The sequence below is a fragment of the Legionella bononiensis genome (assembly GCF_016786215.1).
Taxonomy (GTDB): domain Bacteria; phylum Pseudomonadota; class Gammaproteobacteria; order Legionellales; family Legionellaceae; genus Legionella; species Legionella bononiensis.
Map to the genome: position 1 here is coordinate 234,349 of NZ_JADOBG010000012.1, position 19,084 is coordinate 253,432.

Below are 19,084 nucleotides of genomic sequence, written 5' to 3' on the forward strand. Positions count from 1 at the left end.
ACCTATTGATAATAAAATATATTATATAAAAATTATGAGACTATAATGCAATTTATTGACTTAAAAAAACAATATTCCTTGATCGAAAATGACATACTTAATAGTATAAAAAATGTATTAAATCACGGCCAATATATTATGGGTCCAGAGATTGCTGAGCTTGAAAAGCAACTGGCATCTTTTATTGGAGTAAAGCATGCCATTGTTAATTCCAGCGGTACTGACGCTCTATTAATGGCGTTGATGGCTTTGGAAATTCAACCGGGTGACGAGGTTATTACCAGTCCATTCAGTTTCTTCGCAACAGCTGAAGTAATAAGTCTGTGTCATGCCAAACCGGTTTTTGTAGACATAGATCCTATGACCTATAATCTTGATCCGGCTAAACTGGAAGCTGCTATTACCAAAAAGACAAAAGCAATAATGCCTGTAGGTCTATACGGTCAATGTGCTGATTATGATGAAATCAATGCTATAGCTAATCAGTATGGCATTCCAGTGATTGAAGATGCCGCTCAAAGTTTTGGTGCTACCTATAAAGATAAATATTCCTGTGCTTTAACTACTATTGGCTGTACGAGTTTTTTCCCATCAAAACCGTTGGGCGGTTATGGGGATTCAGGAGCCTGTTTTACTAATGATGATGTTCTGGCACAACGATTAATTGAAATCAGAATACACGGCCAAAATGCACGCTATTGTCATAGTCGTGTTGGAATTAATGGGCGCATGGATACTATTCAGGCTGCTGTTTTGATTGAAAAAATGAAAATTTTTCCTGATGAAATCATTATGCGTCAAAAAGTAGCACAACGATATAATGAAATGCTGGGGTCTTTGGTTAAGGTTCCATTTGTAAAAAGCCACAATACCAGTGTTTATGCCCAATATACTATTGAAGTAGATGATAGAGATGAGTTCCAAAAATCAATGCAAGCAGCAGGTATTCCAACAGCAGTTCATTACCCTGTTGCCATGCATCATCAAAAAGCATTAAGTTATTTGAATTATCGTACGGGTGATTTTCCTCATGCAGAACTGGCAAGTAATCGAGTAATTAGTTTACCAATGCACCCATATTTACAGATAGAAGAACAAAGGCATGTTGTAGCCGCTGTAAAAGAAGCTTTATTAACTCAAGAAAAGGCTGTTGTTTAAATGACTTCAAAGTTAATTGTCGCACTGGATTTTGATAATGAACGTCAGGCTTTAAATCTGATAGATTCGATAGATCCTGCAACCTGTGGATTAAAAGTCGGTAGCGAGCTCTTTACCCGTTTTGGTGCGCAGTTTGTAAGGCAATTGGTTTCAAGAACATTTAATGTCTTTTTGGATTTAAAGTTTCATGACATCCCAAACACTGTAGCTCATGCATGTAAAGCTGCTGCAGATTTGGGTGTTTGGATGATGAATGTTCATGCTCTTGGTGGCATTAATATGATGAAAGCAGCAAATGAAGCATTAAAGGGTTTGGGTAAGGATAGGCCTATACTCATTGCTGTAACAGTACTTACCAGTCATACAGAACATGAATTGAGTGATATAGGAATTACGAATCCATTAACTAATGAAGTAACAATGCTGGCTCGGCTTGCCCAGGAAGCCGGGCTTGATGGTGTCGTTAGTTCAGCTCATGAAGTTCGAACAATTAAACACGAGTGTGGAGATGATTTTATAACAGTAACCCCCGGAATTAGATTAACGGCTGATTCAAATGATGATCAATCTCGTATTATGACCCCAAAACAGGCCATTACTGAAGGAACCAATTTTTTAGTTATCGGTAGACCAATTACTCAATCAGCTCGTCCTTCAGAAGTTATTGCTACAATTCTAACTGATATATCTTAACGCACCTATCTAATGCATTGGTCATATGGTATAATATATGACCACTCCTGAGTGAATTAACTTTGTTCTATTTTAATCCGTGATAATTTATGATAATTGTAATAATGATTTTTAATAAATATTTTAAAAAGACCAGCATTACTCCAGATGTTTTTTTTAACGGATTTTCAGACTTAAGGATGAAGTGATGACCCCACAGCACATAATAAGTCAGCTGCTGGAATCTGACACAAAATACCCTAAAAATTTAGAACTTTTAAAAAAAATTATCATAACTGCTTATCTTGGTCGACTTAGAGTTAACGGATTGGCTCCTGATAATAAGATAGCCCTTGGTAATTACTTGTTCGATAACGAACGAATGATGTTCGATTTTTCCAGATTAAGTGAAGATAAAATAGAGGTCTTTCTTCAATGGCTGCTTGCGCCACATCAAAATGAAAAACAGAGTGTTTATTTTAGTAGTGTTAATGTAAATGAGTATCGAGGTTACACAGCAGAACAACGGTTAAGCTGGTGGAATACATTAAGCAATTGGTTTAAAAATAATAAATCTGATTATTGGAAAATTACTGATTTGGAGTTATCTCTTAATTACCAGTTGACTGGAATTGAAATCAATCATGGAGATAAAGGTATTTTAATTGGTTTCAATCAATTCCTTGTTCCTCCAACAGGTACAAAATATAAAGATCCTGATAGTTCTCAAAGAGAACCACTAGGCAATACGAAAAGAGTCATAATAACGGATCAATTGGTTGACCAATTAATAAAGGAAAATTTCAAAAGCATCAGACCTGAATCCATCTGCAAGCGCGCTCATCCTCAAGCAATTGATATAATAAATCCAGCAGCGCGTTTTGAGGAAATGAGTTCATACAGAAAAACTCATAATTTAAATGCCTATGAGGCCTGGTATATCAGGTTATGGAATTGGATTTATTCCTGGTTTGCGACCGATTACGTACCTATTGAGCAGAGCGTGCCTAATAATAATTTATCTTTATTATATGAAACGGATACGATAAAGATTTTTCAGCGTACAGTAACTAAAGAAATTATAGTACGAGAGAAAAAACCGGATATAGAAAATCTTGTCTTTTGCGGTGGCGGCGCAAAAATTTTTGCGCACGTAGGTGTTTGGAAAGCATTGAATGAAGCGAATATCAGGCCAACCCGTTTTGCAGGAAGTTCAGCCGGCGCGATTATGGCCATGTTGTGTTACCTGGGTTATTCTGCTGATGAAATAGCGGTCCTTTTTAGAAATTTCAAACAAGAACATCTAGTCCATTATGATATTGATTTTGATGGTTTATCGGGTTCTGATTCTTTAAAAGCGGCGCTGGATTATGCGGTGACCAACAAGCTGAAGGAAATTGTCGCAAAATATAATATCGCCTATCCGCAAGGCGTTATTACATTCAGAACTTTGGATAATATAAAGAAACAATGTCCAGGTTGTGGTTTAGGTGACGAAATAACGGTTACTGCAACCAATAAAAAGCAAGGTAAAACGACCTATTTTTCATTAGCCAGATCACCTGATATGGAGTTTACCAAATCAGTGGAAGTTTCTGCTAAATTTCCTATTGTGTATAAGGCAGAACTGATCGATGGTGAAGCTCATAATGATGGTGGCATTTTAAGTAATTTTCCAACTGAAGTTTTTTCTGATGACCACTCAACGTTACTGGAGTCCGAGTATGGAAATAATCTGAAATTGCTAGCGGTTCAATTTGATAATGGTACTGAACGAACTGCGATAGATCGTATCATGCAGAAAGTATATCGAGAGAATGTGGTTCTCAATTGGATCTACAGTTTCATAACCGGTGTAAACGATCCTGCCAGTGGTTGGGTAAAGGACCGTTTGAAATTAAGGCAATATGCGCATCAAACTATAGTTCCTAATGTTGATGATATTCCTGTTTCAGGCTTTAGTGTAGAGATAGAAAGTCAGAATAAAATGATTCAAAGAGGATATGAAGCAACGCAGGATTATTTGACTGCTCGATATGGAACCAAAGTAAATTACACTAATAAAAACCAGGAAATGATGTATTCAACATTTAATTCCCTAGGTGATTTGCTCGCGTATTGTTGTTATCGAGGCGATAGACACTGGTTTGATATTGTAAATAATTTGATATCCCAATCCACATTACCAAACCGTACAGCATTAATGAAGCAATCCCTTGAGTTAAGAACTTTATATTTCGGCGCTCTTTCACCTCTTTATATCAAATCAAAAGGATCAAGTGAAGAATTGAAAGAAGAAGAGCAAAACAATGAACTTAATCTCAAGAATTTTGAAGAACCCGAGCAAAGCCCCCTTACTTTTTTCGGTAATGCTGTTCCTCAACATCACAGTTCAGGATTAGGGGTAGAAAATCATGATGTTTTGCATGCCTTATATCCTATATTTCTCAAATTAACACAGGATATGGTGCGATCAAGTGATGATAAAAACGCTCTGAGTTATGCACGCCATTCCTTAAAAATTCACAATCCGTTCATCTGTCTGGAGCATTTTGCCAAGATTAAAAACAAAACACATATTATTCTTCATATCATTATTAATTTAATAAAAGAATTGAAAGACAATCCCCAACAAATTCTGTTTGATACCCTAAAAGAAATCGAAAAACTCCCGTTTAATACTATTAAATTATTAAAGCCCGAATATTATGATCAATGGGATTTATCGATGCCTCAAACTTTGAGAGTTTTTAAATTGTTAAATAATGGACAACATGCCGCGGCTAGCCAATTACTGTTCTATCTAAAAGATAAAGCTGAGCCAATGCAAACAATTAAAAAAGGAGCTTTTTATGATGACTTTAGTGACGGGAGCATCGAAGGGAATAGGCCTATGCTTGGCGCGTGAATTTGCACAGCATGGCCATGATTTGATGCTTGTTGCTCGAGATGAAACACGATTAAAAGAGATTTGTAATGAATTTCATGAACAATATCAAGTCAAAGTCGCCTATACAGTTTGCGATTTGAGCAAATCTGGAAGCGCTGTCAATTTATATAATGAATTGGAATCGCGAGGGGTTGAAATTAATTGCCTGGTTAATAATGCAGGAATCGGATATATGGGTTCTTTTGCAGAAATGGGAATCGATAAACTTGATGAATTAATACAGATTAATATGGTTTCTCCGAGTGAGTTAACTCAATGTTATCTGGGTGATTTTGTAGCGCGTAATGGAGGAAGTATTTTGCAAGTATCTTCTACCGCAGCGTTTCAACCAGGGCCATATATGGCAGCATATTATGCTAGTAAGTCTTATCTTGCATCACTTTCTCATGCTATTGCTTATGAACTGAAGGATAGCAATGTATCGTTATCGATATTATGTCCAGGAGCAACCAGAACGTCATTCTTTTTATCAGCAGGAATGGAGAACTCCATGTTAGAGCGTGGCTATACAGGCATGTTATCTCCTGAAAAAGTCGCTAAAATTGCATATAAAGGTCTGATGAGAAAAAAATTATACATCATTCCAGGGGTAATGAATAAAAGCTTGGCAAATTTAGCTGCAATATCTCCTAAGAAAATCGCTGCTGCACTTGCTGCCTATTTTCATCATAAACCAGATGATCCAGCAAATTAAAAATTTGTTGTCTTCTGTTTATGAAGTTTATGTCTCGAGTGTTGAATGATTTAACCAGGTACTAATATCTTGGCAAACTTCTATGCATTACTCGGGAGATTAGGATGTGCATCATAGGTGTTTCATTATTTAGATGCTGACTCTACTGAATTTTCAAGATATACTCGTTTTTTTTGATTCAAAATTGATATGTATAGCAATCTGACTCTTTATTACTTGAAGCAATTAGGCATTACTCCCTGGGTACATAAAGAGACTTGTCTGGGATTGGAACGTCAGGAATCCGAGTCGGAACAGATTTCACCGATACTCATAATTATCAAGAAACCGCATTTAAGCAAAAAAGCTGAAATTCTGTTAAATAAGATGCTAGCTTATCTCGGTTTGAATGCTACAGATGTATTAATCAGTGAATCACTACAAGAATATTCTTTTTCAAAACATAAATCACCTAAAGTAATATGGGTATTAGGGGTAGAATTAAGTGAATTATTTCACTCCACTCAGTGCCAGTGTCCAGTCCTATCTGGAGTATCACCAGAACATTTACTTGATAATCCCATGGAAAAAAAAGAAGCGTTTAAGATGCTTCATTTCATAAAAGCATTAGTCAATTAATTAATCAATTCATATGAAAATATCGGGATTTACATTAATTGAACTTGTGATCGTTCTGGTTTTGATTACTGGCTTGACTTTATTAAGTGTCAGTTCATCGACTCAATTGATTAGTAAAAATGAAAAGCAGACATTAATCGATGACATCAGATCCATCGTTCAATACGCCAGAATTCAATCAGTTAGTCAGGGTCATACTGTATATCTTGTTCCTTTGGATCCTGCATTCAATTGGTCAAAAGGAGTTGCTCTTACTCGATTTAATAAAAAACTGACTCAGGATGAAGTGCTTCATCAGTGGCAATGGAGTTATCATCACTGGACAGTAAATTGGTCCGGTGTTAATTCCACAAACAACATAGCTTTTGCACATGACGCGGCACATGGAATAAGCAATGGAACCTTTACATTAAGTAATATCCGAACTCGTGAAAAAGTAGAGATTATAGTAAACAGACTGGGCAGAGTGAGGATGAAACATCAGACTTTGTCATAAGGGTATTATCAGTAACTGGATAGTTAATCTACTTGTTCCCAATCCGTTATTTTTGTACTATTCATCTGAATAATATTCAAGTAAAAGTACCTATGTATATCAACAGCCAGCCAATTTATATTGCTGATTCTCAAGACTCCGAATTTCTCAAGGAGTGGAGAGAGTATGAGGATTCATTAACTGATAAGTTAATTTCGTCCCGGGGATCAGCAGACTTGGAACTCGTTTTTCAAAATTGGATAAAAACAGACTGGTGGAGTCAATATGTGCTGCAAATACAGGATGGTCATATTTTCTTAAGGGAAATATTGATGAAAAATACAGGTATCGAGTATTGGTACGCTCGAACCATTATTCCGCAAAGATGTTATGATTCTAATCCAGATTTTTTTAATAGACTGCAAAATGAATCGATTCGAAATTTAATATTTGGCGAAAGCAGAGTCCAAAGAGTACAGATGATTTGTTATCCAGTTGACTCTGACTGTATCGAGTACCATTGGGTTAAAAACCATGTAAAAACTGTTAAAGGGATTCTTTGGGTTCGATTGGCTGAATATTCAGTTCAACAGACGCATCGATTTTATTTGATTGAAATTTTATTACCACAACTAGAGAGTGTTTCGTGACAAAATGGGGTGCTTATTGGCGACTGGCAAGATTAAATAAACCGGTTGGAATTTTATTATTGTGGTACCCAACGGCCTGGGCTTTGTGGATAGCCAATAAAGGGAGCCCATCTTTTAAGTTATTCTCTTTATTTCTAATCGGCACGGTTTTCATGCGATCCGCAGGCTGTGTTATTAATGACATAGCAGATAGGAACGTTGATTTGCATGTCGCGAGAACTAAATTACGCCCATTAACCTCCGGTGAAATCAGTTTGGTAGACGCTTTTGTACTATTAATTATTCTCCTTTTTTGTTCATTAATCGTATTAATAAATTTGCCACAAGACTGTTTTTATTTGGCTTTGGTTTCATTATTCATTACATTTCTTTATCCCTTTTGTAAACGATTTTTAAATGCGCCACAAATTATTCTGGGGTTGGCATTTTCTATGGGTATGCCTATGGCCTATGTAGCATCCTCTGTGCCAATTAATGTGGATTTGCTTATTTTGTTATTGATTAATTTTGCCTGGATAATCGCCTATGACACCATGTATGCCATGACAGATAAAGAAGATGACTTAAAAATAGGAGTGAGATCGACTGCAATCTATTTTGCTGATTACGATCGTTTTATGATCGGTGTATTGATGTTTGCTTTACACTCATTATGGTTGTTATGGGCTTTAATGAATAAGACTAACCTTGGATTTTATTTGTTTTGGTGTGCAGGAGCAGGGGTATTATTTTATCAAATGAAGCTCATCCAAAGTCGAAAACCGCAGAAGTGTTTTAGAGCTTTTTTAGTCAGCAGTTATTACGGGGCACTGATGTGGGCTTCTGTATGTGTGAGTATGGTGTAATTTTGACTACTATTTAGCTCAATAATATTCATGTTAACTTGGTATTTGACCAATAACTTGTCATCTACAGAGAAATGTTAATTAATCATGGAGGTATGTAATTCTGCAGTATGCCTTCCTAAAAAAAGTTACCCAGTTGGACTGAATGATTTTCTCTTACTCGTCCCCTGTTTTGATGATGTACCCCCAGGTTTTATCTGCATACTCTTTTTTGTACTTTTTGAACTTTTTGAACGGCTAAATATGGTGAAACTGGAGGTGCCAGTAGTTGCAGAAGATCTGGCAGTGCTAGAAGAGCGAGTTGAACTACTTGAGCTACTCGAGTTCATGGAGCTTATGGTGTCGCAGGAGCTGCTGGTGTTCCAGGAGCTTCTGGTGTCACTGGTGCTTCTGGTGTCACTGGTGCTTCTGGTGTCGCCGGAGCTTCTGGTGTCGCAGTAACCGCTGGTGTAACTGGAGCTGCTGGTGTAACTGGAGCCGCTGGTGTAACTGGAGCCACTGGTGTAACTGGAGCTGCTGGTGTAACTGGAGCTGCTGGTGTAACTGGAGCTGCTGGTGTAACTGGAGCTGCTGGTGCAACTGGAGCTGCTGGTGCAACTGGAGCTGCTGGTGCAACTGGAGCTGCTGGTGCAACTGGAGCTGCTGCTAGTAAATGGATCAGAACTCACTGTACCCTGACAATCTCCCTTGCTGCTGTGGGTAGTAAATCTATTGAAGAAGAACTGTTCATCTGCACTGCTTCTTATAAAACTTTTTCTGGCTGGTGACATATATGGTGTTTGAGATAAATCAATAAAGCTACTCTGTTGTTTGCGTCCAATTTCGATAAGTGTATCAGGTATATTCTGAGGAACGCGTGTCAATATCACATCGTAATGTGTTGCAATTAAATCAATAACTACAGTTGCAAGTTTAATGTTCACTTTACTTTGCATGTGGATATATAAATTCATTTCACTATCGTGGATTGGGTTACTGTGTTCAAGTCCATTTCTTAAAGCAATATAGTCATCAATCTTTGGCTCTATTTCAGGAGTCATTTCGTGAACTATGCCTAAGCTGACAAATTTATTTATTATCTCAATAATTTGACCAATTAAATACCCGCTGGCGAATAGTAACTCTACATCGTTAATGAGTAGTTGAGCTATATGGCTTTCGGAAACAGCACTTACATCGGTAAAATCAACACTTGACTCAATGAATACTTCCCTGAGCATTATCATACGTGATTTTAAACAATTAAATAATTCCAAGGCTTCAACTTGTGTCGTTAATTGACTAGGACGATAATGAGCCCCCAGATTTTTACTTAATTCAAGCAATATTGGAAAATGCGTTTGCATTTCTGCATTTCGTAGCCTTTCGATTTCACGGTTTCTCTCTTTATTTTCTTTTGCCCAGTTCTGCTCTGCTGCTCTTTTTAATTTATTATATTCTCTATGCGCATCACCTAATGGTTTACGTACAGTATCTGCTTTAATACCTTCATTTATAAATGAAGAGAGATCCCTATTATCGGTTTTTTCAAACGGAACGAGGCCATTTAACATAAGACGAATCTTATTTTTATGGTCACCTTCTTTTAAACGGCTTAATAATAAATTAATTTGATCTTCAGTCAGAAGTTTTGTATCTGGAATATAGTTTTGGTGATCAAATGTATTATTCGGAAGATATACTTCTTTTACTCTATTCCAATAAAACGATACAGGACTACTCCAGGTAGAATAATCCTTCTGAATATCTGGCCAATCAGGAAACTGATTTTGAAATTTGATAATTTCACGATAGATCATTTTGTTTAAATGAGACAGTTCATCATAGATCTGATTGAGACGGAAGGCATTCTGCTCTAAATCGTATATCTCAGAATAGGATAAAAGATCTTCGATATGACATAAGGCATTGCGAACCGATGTCAATTGTGTCGGATTGATATAGGTTACTTTATCCAGTTCATCACCTAAATGTTTTTTGGTAAATATTTCTCCAATTAATTGTAAACGTCGTATCAATGAGAGCCTGCCTTTCAAGCTAAAAGAAAAATCAGGTTTATTAAGAAGTACCAATTGTGCATAAGGAGTGAGCTTTATATAATCTTGCTTATCATCTCTGATAATTTTTTTAGGAGTTTGGTCTGATCGCAACGGCAATATACTAATGAGTCGTGTCAAGTTAAATACATGCTTATGCTTCCATAACAGGGCTTTTAAATTAGGTAATTCACCCATACGAACTGGTCCTGAAGGATTGCCAATATTTGAGAAAAAATTAAGCATAATATGAAGATCACATTTTATAATGTCACGAAGAGCAATTTTTACTAAGCATGTACTGTCTTTTTGTACTTGTTGAAAGGTAAAGAGTTGTTTGGTTGCGGATTCATCCAAATCACTCGTGTAAAGTATCCCAACTAATTTTTCATAGTTCTTGTTGCTAATGATCGCGCCGCAAAATTCTAACAGATACCATGAATTTGGGCCCCATGGAAGTAAGGGTACTAATTCACCTCGTTTTTCCCGAGGTAGATAGTATATAGTCTCAAAAACCATCTGCAAAATGGTGATCGCATCCATAGATAAAATGTCGTTTTGAGTATTCTCTATGTAACGTGAAGTCATCTTCTTCAGATACAAGGTGTGAAATCCATGACGGTTTATATCAATTAAATAACTTGAGCATCTATTGCTCATGGTGTAAAAAGCCCGGCTAAACCCATCTTTGTCCTCTTTCAAAAATTCTTTTTTAATAAAGGGATTCGAGGGGTTGTTGTAATAAAATAAGCAAAACTCGATTAACTGTACAATCCAGTTAATTTTTTGAGGATAATCCCACTTAGAAACTTCGTGATGAGAGCCTTTCAGTTGTTGCAATTCCAGGAGATATTGTTCGTTACAAATGTCTTTGCGAAACAACTGTTCTAATGATAATTTCTGAGTCTCCTGGTCTTCTTCGCTTTTGGAGCTATAAATAAGTTTATAAAGGTATTCAATATTTCTTTTTGTATTTAAATCAGGTTTTATTTTTTCTATACGCTCAAGAGAGACTACAGCTGCTGCATATTCTTTAAGTATTATGTGCGTACGGATTTTATTTAGCCAGGCATCGTAATAATCATTCTTTTGACTTATTGCTTCATTGAATTTCAATAGAGCTTCTCTATATGATCCTTTTTGAGCGCGTGTAAATCCATCGTTGTTTAGGATGACGTAACTTTTGGGCATTTCAATTCTCTATGATTCGATTAGCGAGGACAGTAATTGATAGATAAAGTGGTTTAATCTACAAGGTTAACCTTAAGGTTTGCTTAAATTAGCATTTAAAAAATGAATAGCAGGTATTAAAAAATCGAATGATTAATACATAGGTTAAGAGAGGATCACAAGGTAAATCAGTAAGAATAATTATACAATTCATTCATTCCCGTATTTATATAGCCTGGAAAAGAGGTTTAACAAGGCTTTGCTGCTATGCAACAAAACCCTGTATCTATTGAATTTTAATAAACATCACTGCCGTTATCAGCTACAACGCGAGTATGTCTGCCATAGATGACCAGAATTTTTTGTTTGTTTTTCAGTTTCAAATCTTCAGATTGAACCACGGAAATAATACTTCCTGAATTTAATTTAATTACGTATTCAACACCATGAGTTTGATTGTAACCGCCATCAATAAAACCACCATCAGCAGTGTTTTTAGATTGAGCGCTGCTGTCTGTGTTTTGTCGATGTAAATTCACGGGTCTTTTTGAAATAATGGTACCAGGTATTACTTTTTTAATTTTACCAATCTCATTTGCATCATATTCACCAGGAGGTAGATCTTTATTGCAGCTTGCTAATACAAGACCCAACAGAACTACTAAAATGGATTTAAATACGGCATTTATGTTCATAGTGATTTAAACTCCAATAGTTATTGATTAAATTGCTTGGTCATTCTAGCTGAGTTTCCAATAAATTTTAACCCATTTTTACTGACTCCCTACACAATGATGGCAATTGAAGAGATTGTTGGGATCGTAGTGCTGTTTAATCTGCAGCAATTGTTCATAATTAGAACCCCATAGTGCCTTTTGCCAATCCTCTAGAAAATAATCCGCTTCATTACCGTAAGTACCTGCATCAGGACTTAAATCGTGGATTAATTGCATTGCCTGCTTGGCTTTTAAAGCAGATTCTCTTGCCTGGGTCAAATTAGGCTTGTGTCCAGCGATATCTGGGTAAGTATACTGTTGACCACCTGCAATGGTAATTAACGCTGCAGCATCAAGAACGGCAGGATTCATGGAGGTGTTTTTTTGCCGAGCCACAGCTTGTGCGGAGGCACCGGACAAGCCTTTATTGAAGTGGAGCGAAAGACTTGTCAAGCGTGATGCCTTGAAGAGTGCATCAGATAATTGACTGGCATGACCTTCTTCAAATAAGCGAAAAGGAAGGTATCCGGATTGATAATGAGTTAAATAGATTGATACTTCTGACTGATTGCCAGTCCACCAAAACTCACCATAGGGTGCGTTTTTTCTCTTATCAATTACAATATAACTTGGCAGATTTTTACTTAAATAGTCATAATCCCAGAATTTTCTTGCCGGAAGGGCTAGACTATGCAGCGTAAATTGGTAGTGTCCTGGTTTAAGAGCTAACCAATCTTTAAATGGTTGCCAGAGTCTATCAACTTCTGTTTTACTCATTCCCTGAAAGACCAGGCCCAGCTGCATTGTATTATCCGGATTTAAAATAACCTGCTCACCCCAATGTTCATTATGTAATTTTACCCGGTAAAAGCGGATAAAGTAGTCTATTAACTGCTTATAATCTTCATCCGAACGGGCACTGACGGTGCCAGTCAGAGCACCGAATACTGCGGGGAGGGCGTGTGTTTCCAAAGTGATCTTAGTGACTATACCGAACGTCCCACCACCGCCTCCTTTCAAGGCCCAATACAGATCAGAGTTCTGACAGGCATTTACTGTTAATAGGGTTCCATCTGCAGTGACAATTTCAGCCTCAAGAATTCCTGCTGCTCCAGTTCCAAATTTTTTTGAAAAGCTACCAAATCCACCTCCCTGGATGAATCCGCCTGCTACCCCAACCGAGGTACATCCTCCTCCCTGAACGTAGCGTCCATTGTTAACTACTACTTCTTTATATGCTTCCAACCATCGAGTACCCGCTTCAGCGGTTACAGCAGTGATTCCTTTTTGAGTTTTCGGGCATCCTGAAGGGATGAACTCATTGTGTACATGCACCTCTCGCATTTTATGAGTCCAAATTAATAATGAGTTGGGTGCATTAGAACGCCCCAGGTAGTCATGTCCAGTACCTTTTATGACAAGTTTAAGATGATGCTTTTTAGCAAAAGCAACCGCATTGGCGATTTCCTGAGCATTTTCAGCAGCTAGTACATAAGAACTCGTTTTTGCCTGCCAGGCATCTATCCATCCATTGGATTGAGTTGACCCGGAGTGTGATTCAAGATAAAAGGGGTTTTTAACGTCCTCTAGAATTTTATGACATGCAGTGCTATTACTGTTTTTGATACAAGGAGCAAGAGGAGAGACGCCTTTATATAAATGTCCATTCACTTTGTTTTTTAAATCATTCCATTCAGATTCTTTAGGCCAACATGGGCTCTCAGGAGTACAGTATGTGGCGACAGAGGTTTTTTCAGTTTGAAGTGCCTGCGTGGGGATGCTAATAAAAACCAGAATAAGATAAAGCGCCATGATCCATAATTTCATTGATTAACTCTCCTGAGTAATGAAGAAATATAATATCACATAGGTCTGCATGAGATAAAAGAAAGATGGGGCGCTTCTTATGCACCATTCAGCAAATCGTTCAGTAGAGAACTGGCGCCTATTCGGAACCAATTATTGCTTATCGTTTTACCTAACATCAGCTCAGCAAGACAGGCGTAATTTAGTGCTTGTTGCGTCGTTTTAACCCCTCCGGATATTTTTATGCCGCATGATGTTTCCTCAGTTTCCTTAAGAGCGCTTAAAATGGAAAAAACGGCTGGAAGAGTGGCTCCTTGCGATATTGTACCGGTGGAGGTTTTAATAAAATCAGTTCCCATCGTAATGAGTTCTTTGCTGACATTGTAGATGTGTTCCATGTCTGGAAAGGCACCTGTTTCCAATATAATTTTAATAGTCACTTCGTGTTTTTTACATGCCTGTATAATGACATCACAGTGATTTAACACTTTTTGACTGTTGCCTGTGAGATAAGCCTGGTAAGGCAGCACGAAATCAATTTCATTGGCACCAAGCTGAATCGCATTATCTATACCTGCCAGGGAAATCAGTAACTCATCATTCCGGTGAGGAAAATTAATCACCGTAGCTAAATTAAGTGAAGAAGGAAGGTGAAAGTGTGATAAATGTTCTGGTAAAACACAGACAGCAGCAACATGGTGCGTATTCGCCCGATCTCCCAGTAAAGCTAAAGACTCGGTTGTGGCATCAGGCTCTAATAAAGTTAGATCTAGTGTATGAATTAATTGTTCTTTAGATACAGTTCCTGCTGCTTGCGCAGTCAGGAGCTGTTCCAAGAGTTCATTTAATTGTGTTTCCAGAGTCACTATAATTCCATAATATAATGTTTTAACAGGGTATTGAGTTTTACTGCAGCACTGGATGCCATTTCAACTACAGCCTCGTGATTGTGGCTTGTTTTAGAAAGACCAGTAGCATAATTGGTGATCATTGCTATGACGGCTACTTTCATGCCGCAATGATTTGCTACCAATACTTCAGGAACAGTAGACATGCCAACAGCATCAGCTCCCAATATTTTAAAAGCCCGTATCTCAGCAGCTGTTTCATAATGAGGTCCTAATACAGAGATATAAACACCTTGATTCAGCTTAATTGAATGTTTTTGAGCTGTGTTTAATAAATCGTTCTGCATCACCTTATCATAAGCATTATCTAGAGGATAAAATCGGGGGCCAAAATCATCATCATTTGGTCCAATCAGAGGATTGCTGGGTTGCAAATTAATGTGATCGGTAATAAGCATTAACTCACCTGGTCCAACATCTTCCCGGAGCGAACCTGAGGCATTTGTGGCTATAAAATGACTGCATCCTAATAGTTTCAGAGTTCTTACATAAGTTTTTACTGTGTCATAATGTTCCAGACCTTCATAAGTGTGGGCGCGTCCCTGTAAACAGACTACTGCAATGCCTCCACAATATCCCAGTATTAATTTACCGCCGTGACCTTGAACGGTAGTATTTGGAAATCCAGGCAGATCTTTATAGTTGATAACTACAGCATCTTCCAGTTCTTCCGCAAACTGGCCTAATCCGGAACCTAAGATTACTCCAACGGTGGGTTTGAATGAAGGGAGTAATGATTGAATTCGCTCTGCTGCTAAGTGAGCATGTGTTTTGTTTAGTACATGTTGAGTCATTCTATTGTCCAATCAGGGTTTAATATCAAAAGCCAGGGGCATCAGTTCATTCATGGTCATTTTTTTTAATATCGAATCTTTGTTGCATAAGTAAATCATCGTGTCAGGAGTAGCGAACTCATAAATTCTTTGTCTGCAGGCCCCACAAGGCGGGCATAATAAATTATTAGACGCTAATATGACAATGCTTTTGATGTGACGATCTCCTGCGGTAATCATTTGACAAATCGCTGAACCTTCAGCGCAAATAGTTAAACCATAAGAACTATTCTCTACATTGACACCGGTATATAAGTTATCATCAATAGTACAGATAGAGCATCCGACACTAAATTTAGAATAGGGCGCATAAGCATGCTTCAATGCTTCATGAGCATCCTTAATCATTCGTGAAATTAATTTGTCCATGATGAATCTCTTTATTGGCGAGCAGAATATACTAAATTATTGACTCGGTGTACAAGGCTGAATGGATAAATCAGGATCTTTTGCTTCATTATTATTGACTGGAATTACAGGTGGTGACTTTAAGAGCGCTTCTCCATGATAAGGTTCAGGTGAGTCGTTGTTTTGATTAGACAGTGCAGAACCCAAAGAATTGTTCATCTGATGGTAGCTTTGATTCGCTGGAGAGGTTGTCTTATGATCTCCGAATGTATAATCCAGCCAGTAGTCACATGATAATATCCCTAACCCTGAGCTGGTTATCGTGGAGATAATGAGTATTGGCATGGTTATTGGTGGAAACATAAAGATTAATGTCGCACTTAGCGCAGTAGTGAATGCGATGGCGGTCATTGTAAGAGCATAGGATAAGTAAGTTTGTTGGTAGCTGTATGAAAAATTAACATCAGATTCAGAAGGATGCTTTAATTTATTATATTCTCCAATTGACCATAGAATATTGCTGGTAAAAAACAACCAGGTTGCCGGTACAATCAGAACAGGAAGAAATAGAGAGGAGATGCTTATAAGTGAAGCGATAATACCGATGGTCGCAGCATATAAAAATTGTTCCTTAAATTGGGCAAATCCATACCATTCTTCTTTATTGGGTTTATTGCTGTCTTGAAAATGGCTCGAAATAAACCACAAACCATAAGCCATAAAATAACATCCAAGAGAAATTACATTGGGGATGACTGAAACAAATACAATAGGAAGATACTGGATTTTTGAAACTATAAATCCAATTAAAAAGAAATAACTACTGGCTTTACTTATATTTTTTGCCTGAGTCACTGAGCTTAATCCGATCTACAATTATTTTGAGCATAATACTTAAAATAGGAGCATAAAGCCAGCGTGAAGTGAGGCTCAGTGAATTATTAAACGTATGAATTAAGAGAAAATATTCAAAAGTAAAAGGCTTTTAATGAATTAGAATCACTCAAGATAAACTAGGGTTTGAGCATTTCTTTTTATGGAGATAAACAAGCAATAGGATGGTGTTCAGTGGGATATATATAAATTAAGAATGTTATAAATGTTTCATCATTTCTGCTGTGGGGGATTGAGTTTGATTGACTTGGGCTGAGTTATTAAAGAATCCAAAAGAAGTTTTAAACTCATCCATTTCATTTGAGTTATTTACTTGTTCCAGATAACGTATAGTATCCTGGTTGGATCGCGATTCTATGGATAAGTACTTTTCATATTTTAAACTGTGTTTTTTGAAATAAGCTAACAGCACTTTGATTGCTGCAGAATTATTACTTTTTAAAGCAATTTCCAGACATGGCTCTCCTTCATCATTTTTAGCGTTAATATCGCCTCCAAATTCAAGTAAGAGTCGAAATAAATTCTGGTTTCTTCTTGTGTATTCGCTTAAACAGGAAACTAACAATGGAGTATGTCCAGTCTCACCTATGCAATTAATCGTTCGTGCTTTGTGTTCTAATAAAAGACGAAGTGCTAAATCATTCCCGAGCATACAGGCCCAATAGATCGGGGTAATGCCATCCTGATCCGGATGATCCGGATCAGCTCTATTGCTCAATAAATAATTAATTAACTCATAATCACCTGAAATAATGGCATTAATGAGAGGAGAAAATCCATTCAGCAAGTATTTGTCGATGCAAGCACCATTAGAGATTAATAGCTTAATCAACTCCATGTTCTTGAATTTAAATGCAAAATCGAGAGGTGTAACTCCATTCATATTGGCCAGATTAGGATCTGCACCATGGTTCAATAGAACCTGTACCATCGTTATATGTTCCTCACTGCACGCTGCTAGTAATGGGGTTATTCTCTGATAGCCCTGTTGATCTACTTTTGCTTTGTTTTCCAGCAGTAAATTAACTATATCCACATCTCCTGCCTGAACGGCTAAGAAGAGGGGGGTTGCTCCATTGTTTTTAGTGTGATTGACAGTGGCCCCGTTTGTTACTAAAAATTGAGCTACTTTGTATTCTTTGGTTTGACAAGCAATGCATAGTGGCGAAGAACCATTAATTTTCGTTACATTGACATCGGCACCAAGCGCTACTAATTTTTTAATCACCTCAAGATCACCATTTTTTGAAGCGATGTATTGTATTGATGCATTGCGGCTATTAACACGTAGCGATCGTTCTTTTGATAAATTCTGATGGTTTTGATTGAGTTTTTTTAAATTAGACAGTGCATCTGTTGAAATCGTTGAAGGATCGATGACAATGGGCATGGCGTTAAAGAGCAGGTAGTTATCATCGGAAAATGCTAATTGAATATTACTGGTTAAATCATCAATATTGTGTATTTCTCTGACGTATTCTTGCTCATCAGAGTCATTTATATCCATAAATTGCCATTTTTTTAACTTCAGATTATAAGCGCAGGCAATAGCATGATTATCAGTACCTAATTTAATCGGGATTACGGTTTGATGACCAAATTGCTCACTATGTTCATCAAACCATACTTGAAGATCACTAAAATAGGAGGTACATTCCTCTGGAGTTAGAATAAAGCAATCATTGACTAAAGCATTCACTGGGGAGCGATTTGCTGTGTTTTTATTTCTTTCCAATAACCTATCCGATGCGATGATGGGTGAAATTAGTTTTATGTTATTTTGTTGAAAGTATAATTTTGCAGTGGATGTTTTGGGGTCTGAATGGTGTTTATTATCCGCTTCAGTCTCATTACTGGTGAATAATTCTTTATGACGCTCTGGATTATGATAAAGTTCTATTCCTTCGCAGAAGGAAAGAACTTCCAACATATCCTGGTGTTCTGTATGAAGTTTTTTTTGCAGTTCCGTTTGATCTGCAAGAGAAATGATGGTTTTTTTTATCTCGTCGATGGCATCTTTTAGTTTACCAAGATCATCCTGATGAGCCTCTATGATTTTTAATCGTTTATAGAATTGAACTGATTCAGCAGGATCCAATAATTGAGATTGAATCCACATCCATGTATAGCCATTACATATACCTTCAAAGTCCTGGTTATAACCGAATAATTTCATTAACTCCATCAAAGCTTCATGAGTAATTTTCATAAATTTTTATATCGGTTTATTAGAGTCTGTTGATAAATGCTCCAAAATCCTTTCGTGACGCGATTTGTTCGTTCTTTCTATCTGCTGCATTGTACAGATATG

General features: G+C 37.2%; 16 protein-coding genes. 8 read left to right on the top strand and 8 right to left on the bottom strand.

The genetic code is table 11. The features are described from left to right. Positions 1 to 45: 45 nt before the first annotated feature. The 8 genes from IZU94_RS09240 to ubiA all read left to right on the top strand — a co-directional run bounded on the left by IZU94_RS09240 (position 46) and on the right by ubiA (position 8,062). On the top strand, positions 46 to 1,158 hold the full coding sequence (locus IZU94_RS09240; RefSeq protein WP_203110060.1) for a DegT/DnrJ/EryC1/StrS family aminotransferase: 1,113 nt from the start codon (positions 46 to 48) through the stop codon (positions 1,156 to 1,158). Then, positions 1,159 to 1,851, top strand: coding sequence for an orotidine-5'-phosphate decarboxylase (gene pyrF, locus IZU94_RS09245; protein ID WP_203110061.1), 693 nt, complete (start codon positions 1,159 to 1,161; stop codon positions 1,849 to 1,851). Between the two features lie 187 nt (positions 1,852 to 2,038). Further along, positions 2,039 to 4,738: a Dot/Icm T4SS effector VpdC gene (vpdC, locus tag IZU94_RS09250; RefSeq protein ID WP_238400294.1), complete on the top strand. Its 2,700-nt coding sequence runs from the start codon at positions 2,039 to 2,041 to the stop codon at positions 4,736 to 4,738. Next, a complete protein-coding gene (locus IZU94_RS09255; RefSeq protein WP_203110063.1) occupies positions 4,683 to 5,474 on the top strand; it encodes an SDR family NAD(P)-dependent oxidoreductase in 792 nt (263 codons plus the stop codon). Before vpdC ends, IZU94_RS09255 begins: the two co-directional genes overlap by 56 nt. Positions 5,475 to 5,663: 189 nt before the next feature. Continuing rightward, positions 5,664 to 6,092 (top strand): DNA polymerase III subunit psi, encoded by a 429-nt coding sequence (locus IZU94_RS09260; protein WP_203110064.1) that lies wholly within the window; start codon positions 5,664 to 5,666, stop codon positions 6,090 to 6,092. Between the two features lie 13 nt (positions 6,093 to 6,105). Continuing rightward, positions 6,106 to 6,588: a GspH/FimT family pseudopilin gene (locus IZU94_RS09265; protein ID WP_203110066.1), complete on the top strand. Its 483-nt coding sequence runs from the start codon at positions 6,106 to 6,108 to the stop codon at positions 6,586 to 6,588. A gap of 92 nt (positions 6,589 to 6,680) precedes the next feature. Continuing rightward, positions 6,681 to 7,217 (top strand): chorismate--pyruvate lyase family protein, encoded by a 537-nt coding sequence (locus IZU94_RS09270; protein WP_203110067.1) that lies wholly within the window; start codon positions 6,681 to 6,683, stop codon positions 7,215 to 7,217. Further along, entirely contained in the window at positions 7,214 to 8,062 is an 849-nt protein-coding gene (gene ubiA / locus IZU94_RS09275) for a 4-hydroxybenzoate octaprenyltransferase (RefSeq protein WP_203110068.1), read from the top strand. Before IZU94_RS09270 ends, ubiA begins: the two co-directional genes overlap by 4 nt. Positions 8,063 to 8,190: 128 nt before the next feature. Here ubiA and IZU94_RS18220 read toward each other — a convergent pair whose 3' ends face one another. The 8 genes from IZU94_RS18220 to IZU94_RS09315 all read right to left on the bottom strand — a co-directional run bounded on the left by IZU94_RS18220 (position 8,191) and on the right by IZU94_RS09315 (position 18,982). Continuing rightward, positions 8,191 to 11,289, bottom strand: coding sequence for a tetratricopeptide repeat protein (locus IZU94_RS18220; RefSeq protein ID WP_238400293.1), 3,099 nt, complete (start codon positions 11,287 to 11,289; stop codon positions 8,191 to 8,193). A gap of 275 nt (positions 11,290 to 11,564) precedes the next feature. After that, on the bottom strand, positions 11,565 to 11,963 hold the full coding sequence (locus IZU94_RS09285; RefSeq protein ID WP_203110069.1) for a hypothetical protein: 399 nt from the start codon (positions 11,961 to 11,963) through the stop codon (positions 11,565 to 11,567). 78 nt (positions 11,964 to 12,041) lie between these two features. Further along, positions 12,042 to 13,811, bottom strand: a complete 1,770-nt coding sequence (locus tag IZU94_RS09290) for an FAD-binding oxidoreductase (protein ID WP_203110070.1) — start codon at positions 13,809 to 13,811, stop codon at positions 12,042 to 12,044. 77 nt (positions 13,812 to 13,888) lie between these two features. Next, on the bottom strand, positions 13,889 to 14,656 hold the full coding sequence (deoC, locus tag IZU94_RS09295) for a deoxyribose-phosphate aldolase (RefSeq protein WP_203110072.1): 768 nt from the start codon (positions 14,654 to 14,656) through the stop codon (positions 13,889 to 13,891). Further along, complete coding sequence (locus IZU94_RS09300; RefSeq protein ID WP_203110075.1) at positions 14,656 to 15,492, bottom strand: purine-nucleoside phosphorylase; 837 nt, start codon at positions 15,490 to 15,492, stop codon at positions 14,656 to 14,658. Before IZU94_RS09300 ends, deoC begins: the two co-directional genes overlap by 1 nt. A 12-nt stretch (positions 15,493 to 15,504) precedes the next feature. Continuing rightward, complete coding sequence (gene cdd / locus IZU94_RS09305) at positions 15,505 to 15,900, bottom strand: cytidine deaminase (RefSeq protein WP_203110077.1); 396 nt, start codon at positions 15,898 to 15,900, stop codon at positions 15,505 to 15,507. A gap of 36 nt (positions 15,901 to 15,936) precedes the next feature. Further along, positions 15,937 to 16,734, bottom strand: a complete 798-nt coding sequence (locus tag IZU94_RS09310; RefSeq protein WP_203110079.1) for a hypothetical protein — start codon at positions 16,732 to 16,734, stop codon at positions 15,937 to 15,939. A gap of 238 nt (positions 16,735 to 16,972) precedes the next feature. Further along, positions 16,973 to 18,982: an ankyrin repeat domain-containing protein gene (locus tag IZU94_RS09315; protein ID WP_203110080.1), complete on the bottom strand. Its 2,010-nt coding sequence runs from the start codon at positions 18,980 to 18,982 to the stop codon at positions 16,973 to 16,975. Positions 18,983 to 19,084: the final 102 nt, after the last annotated feature.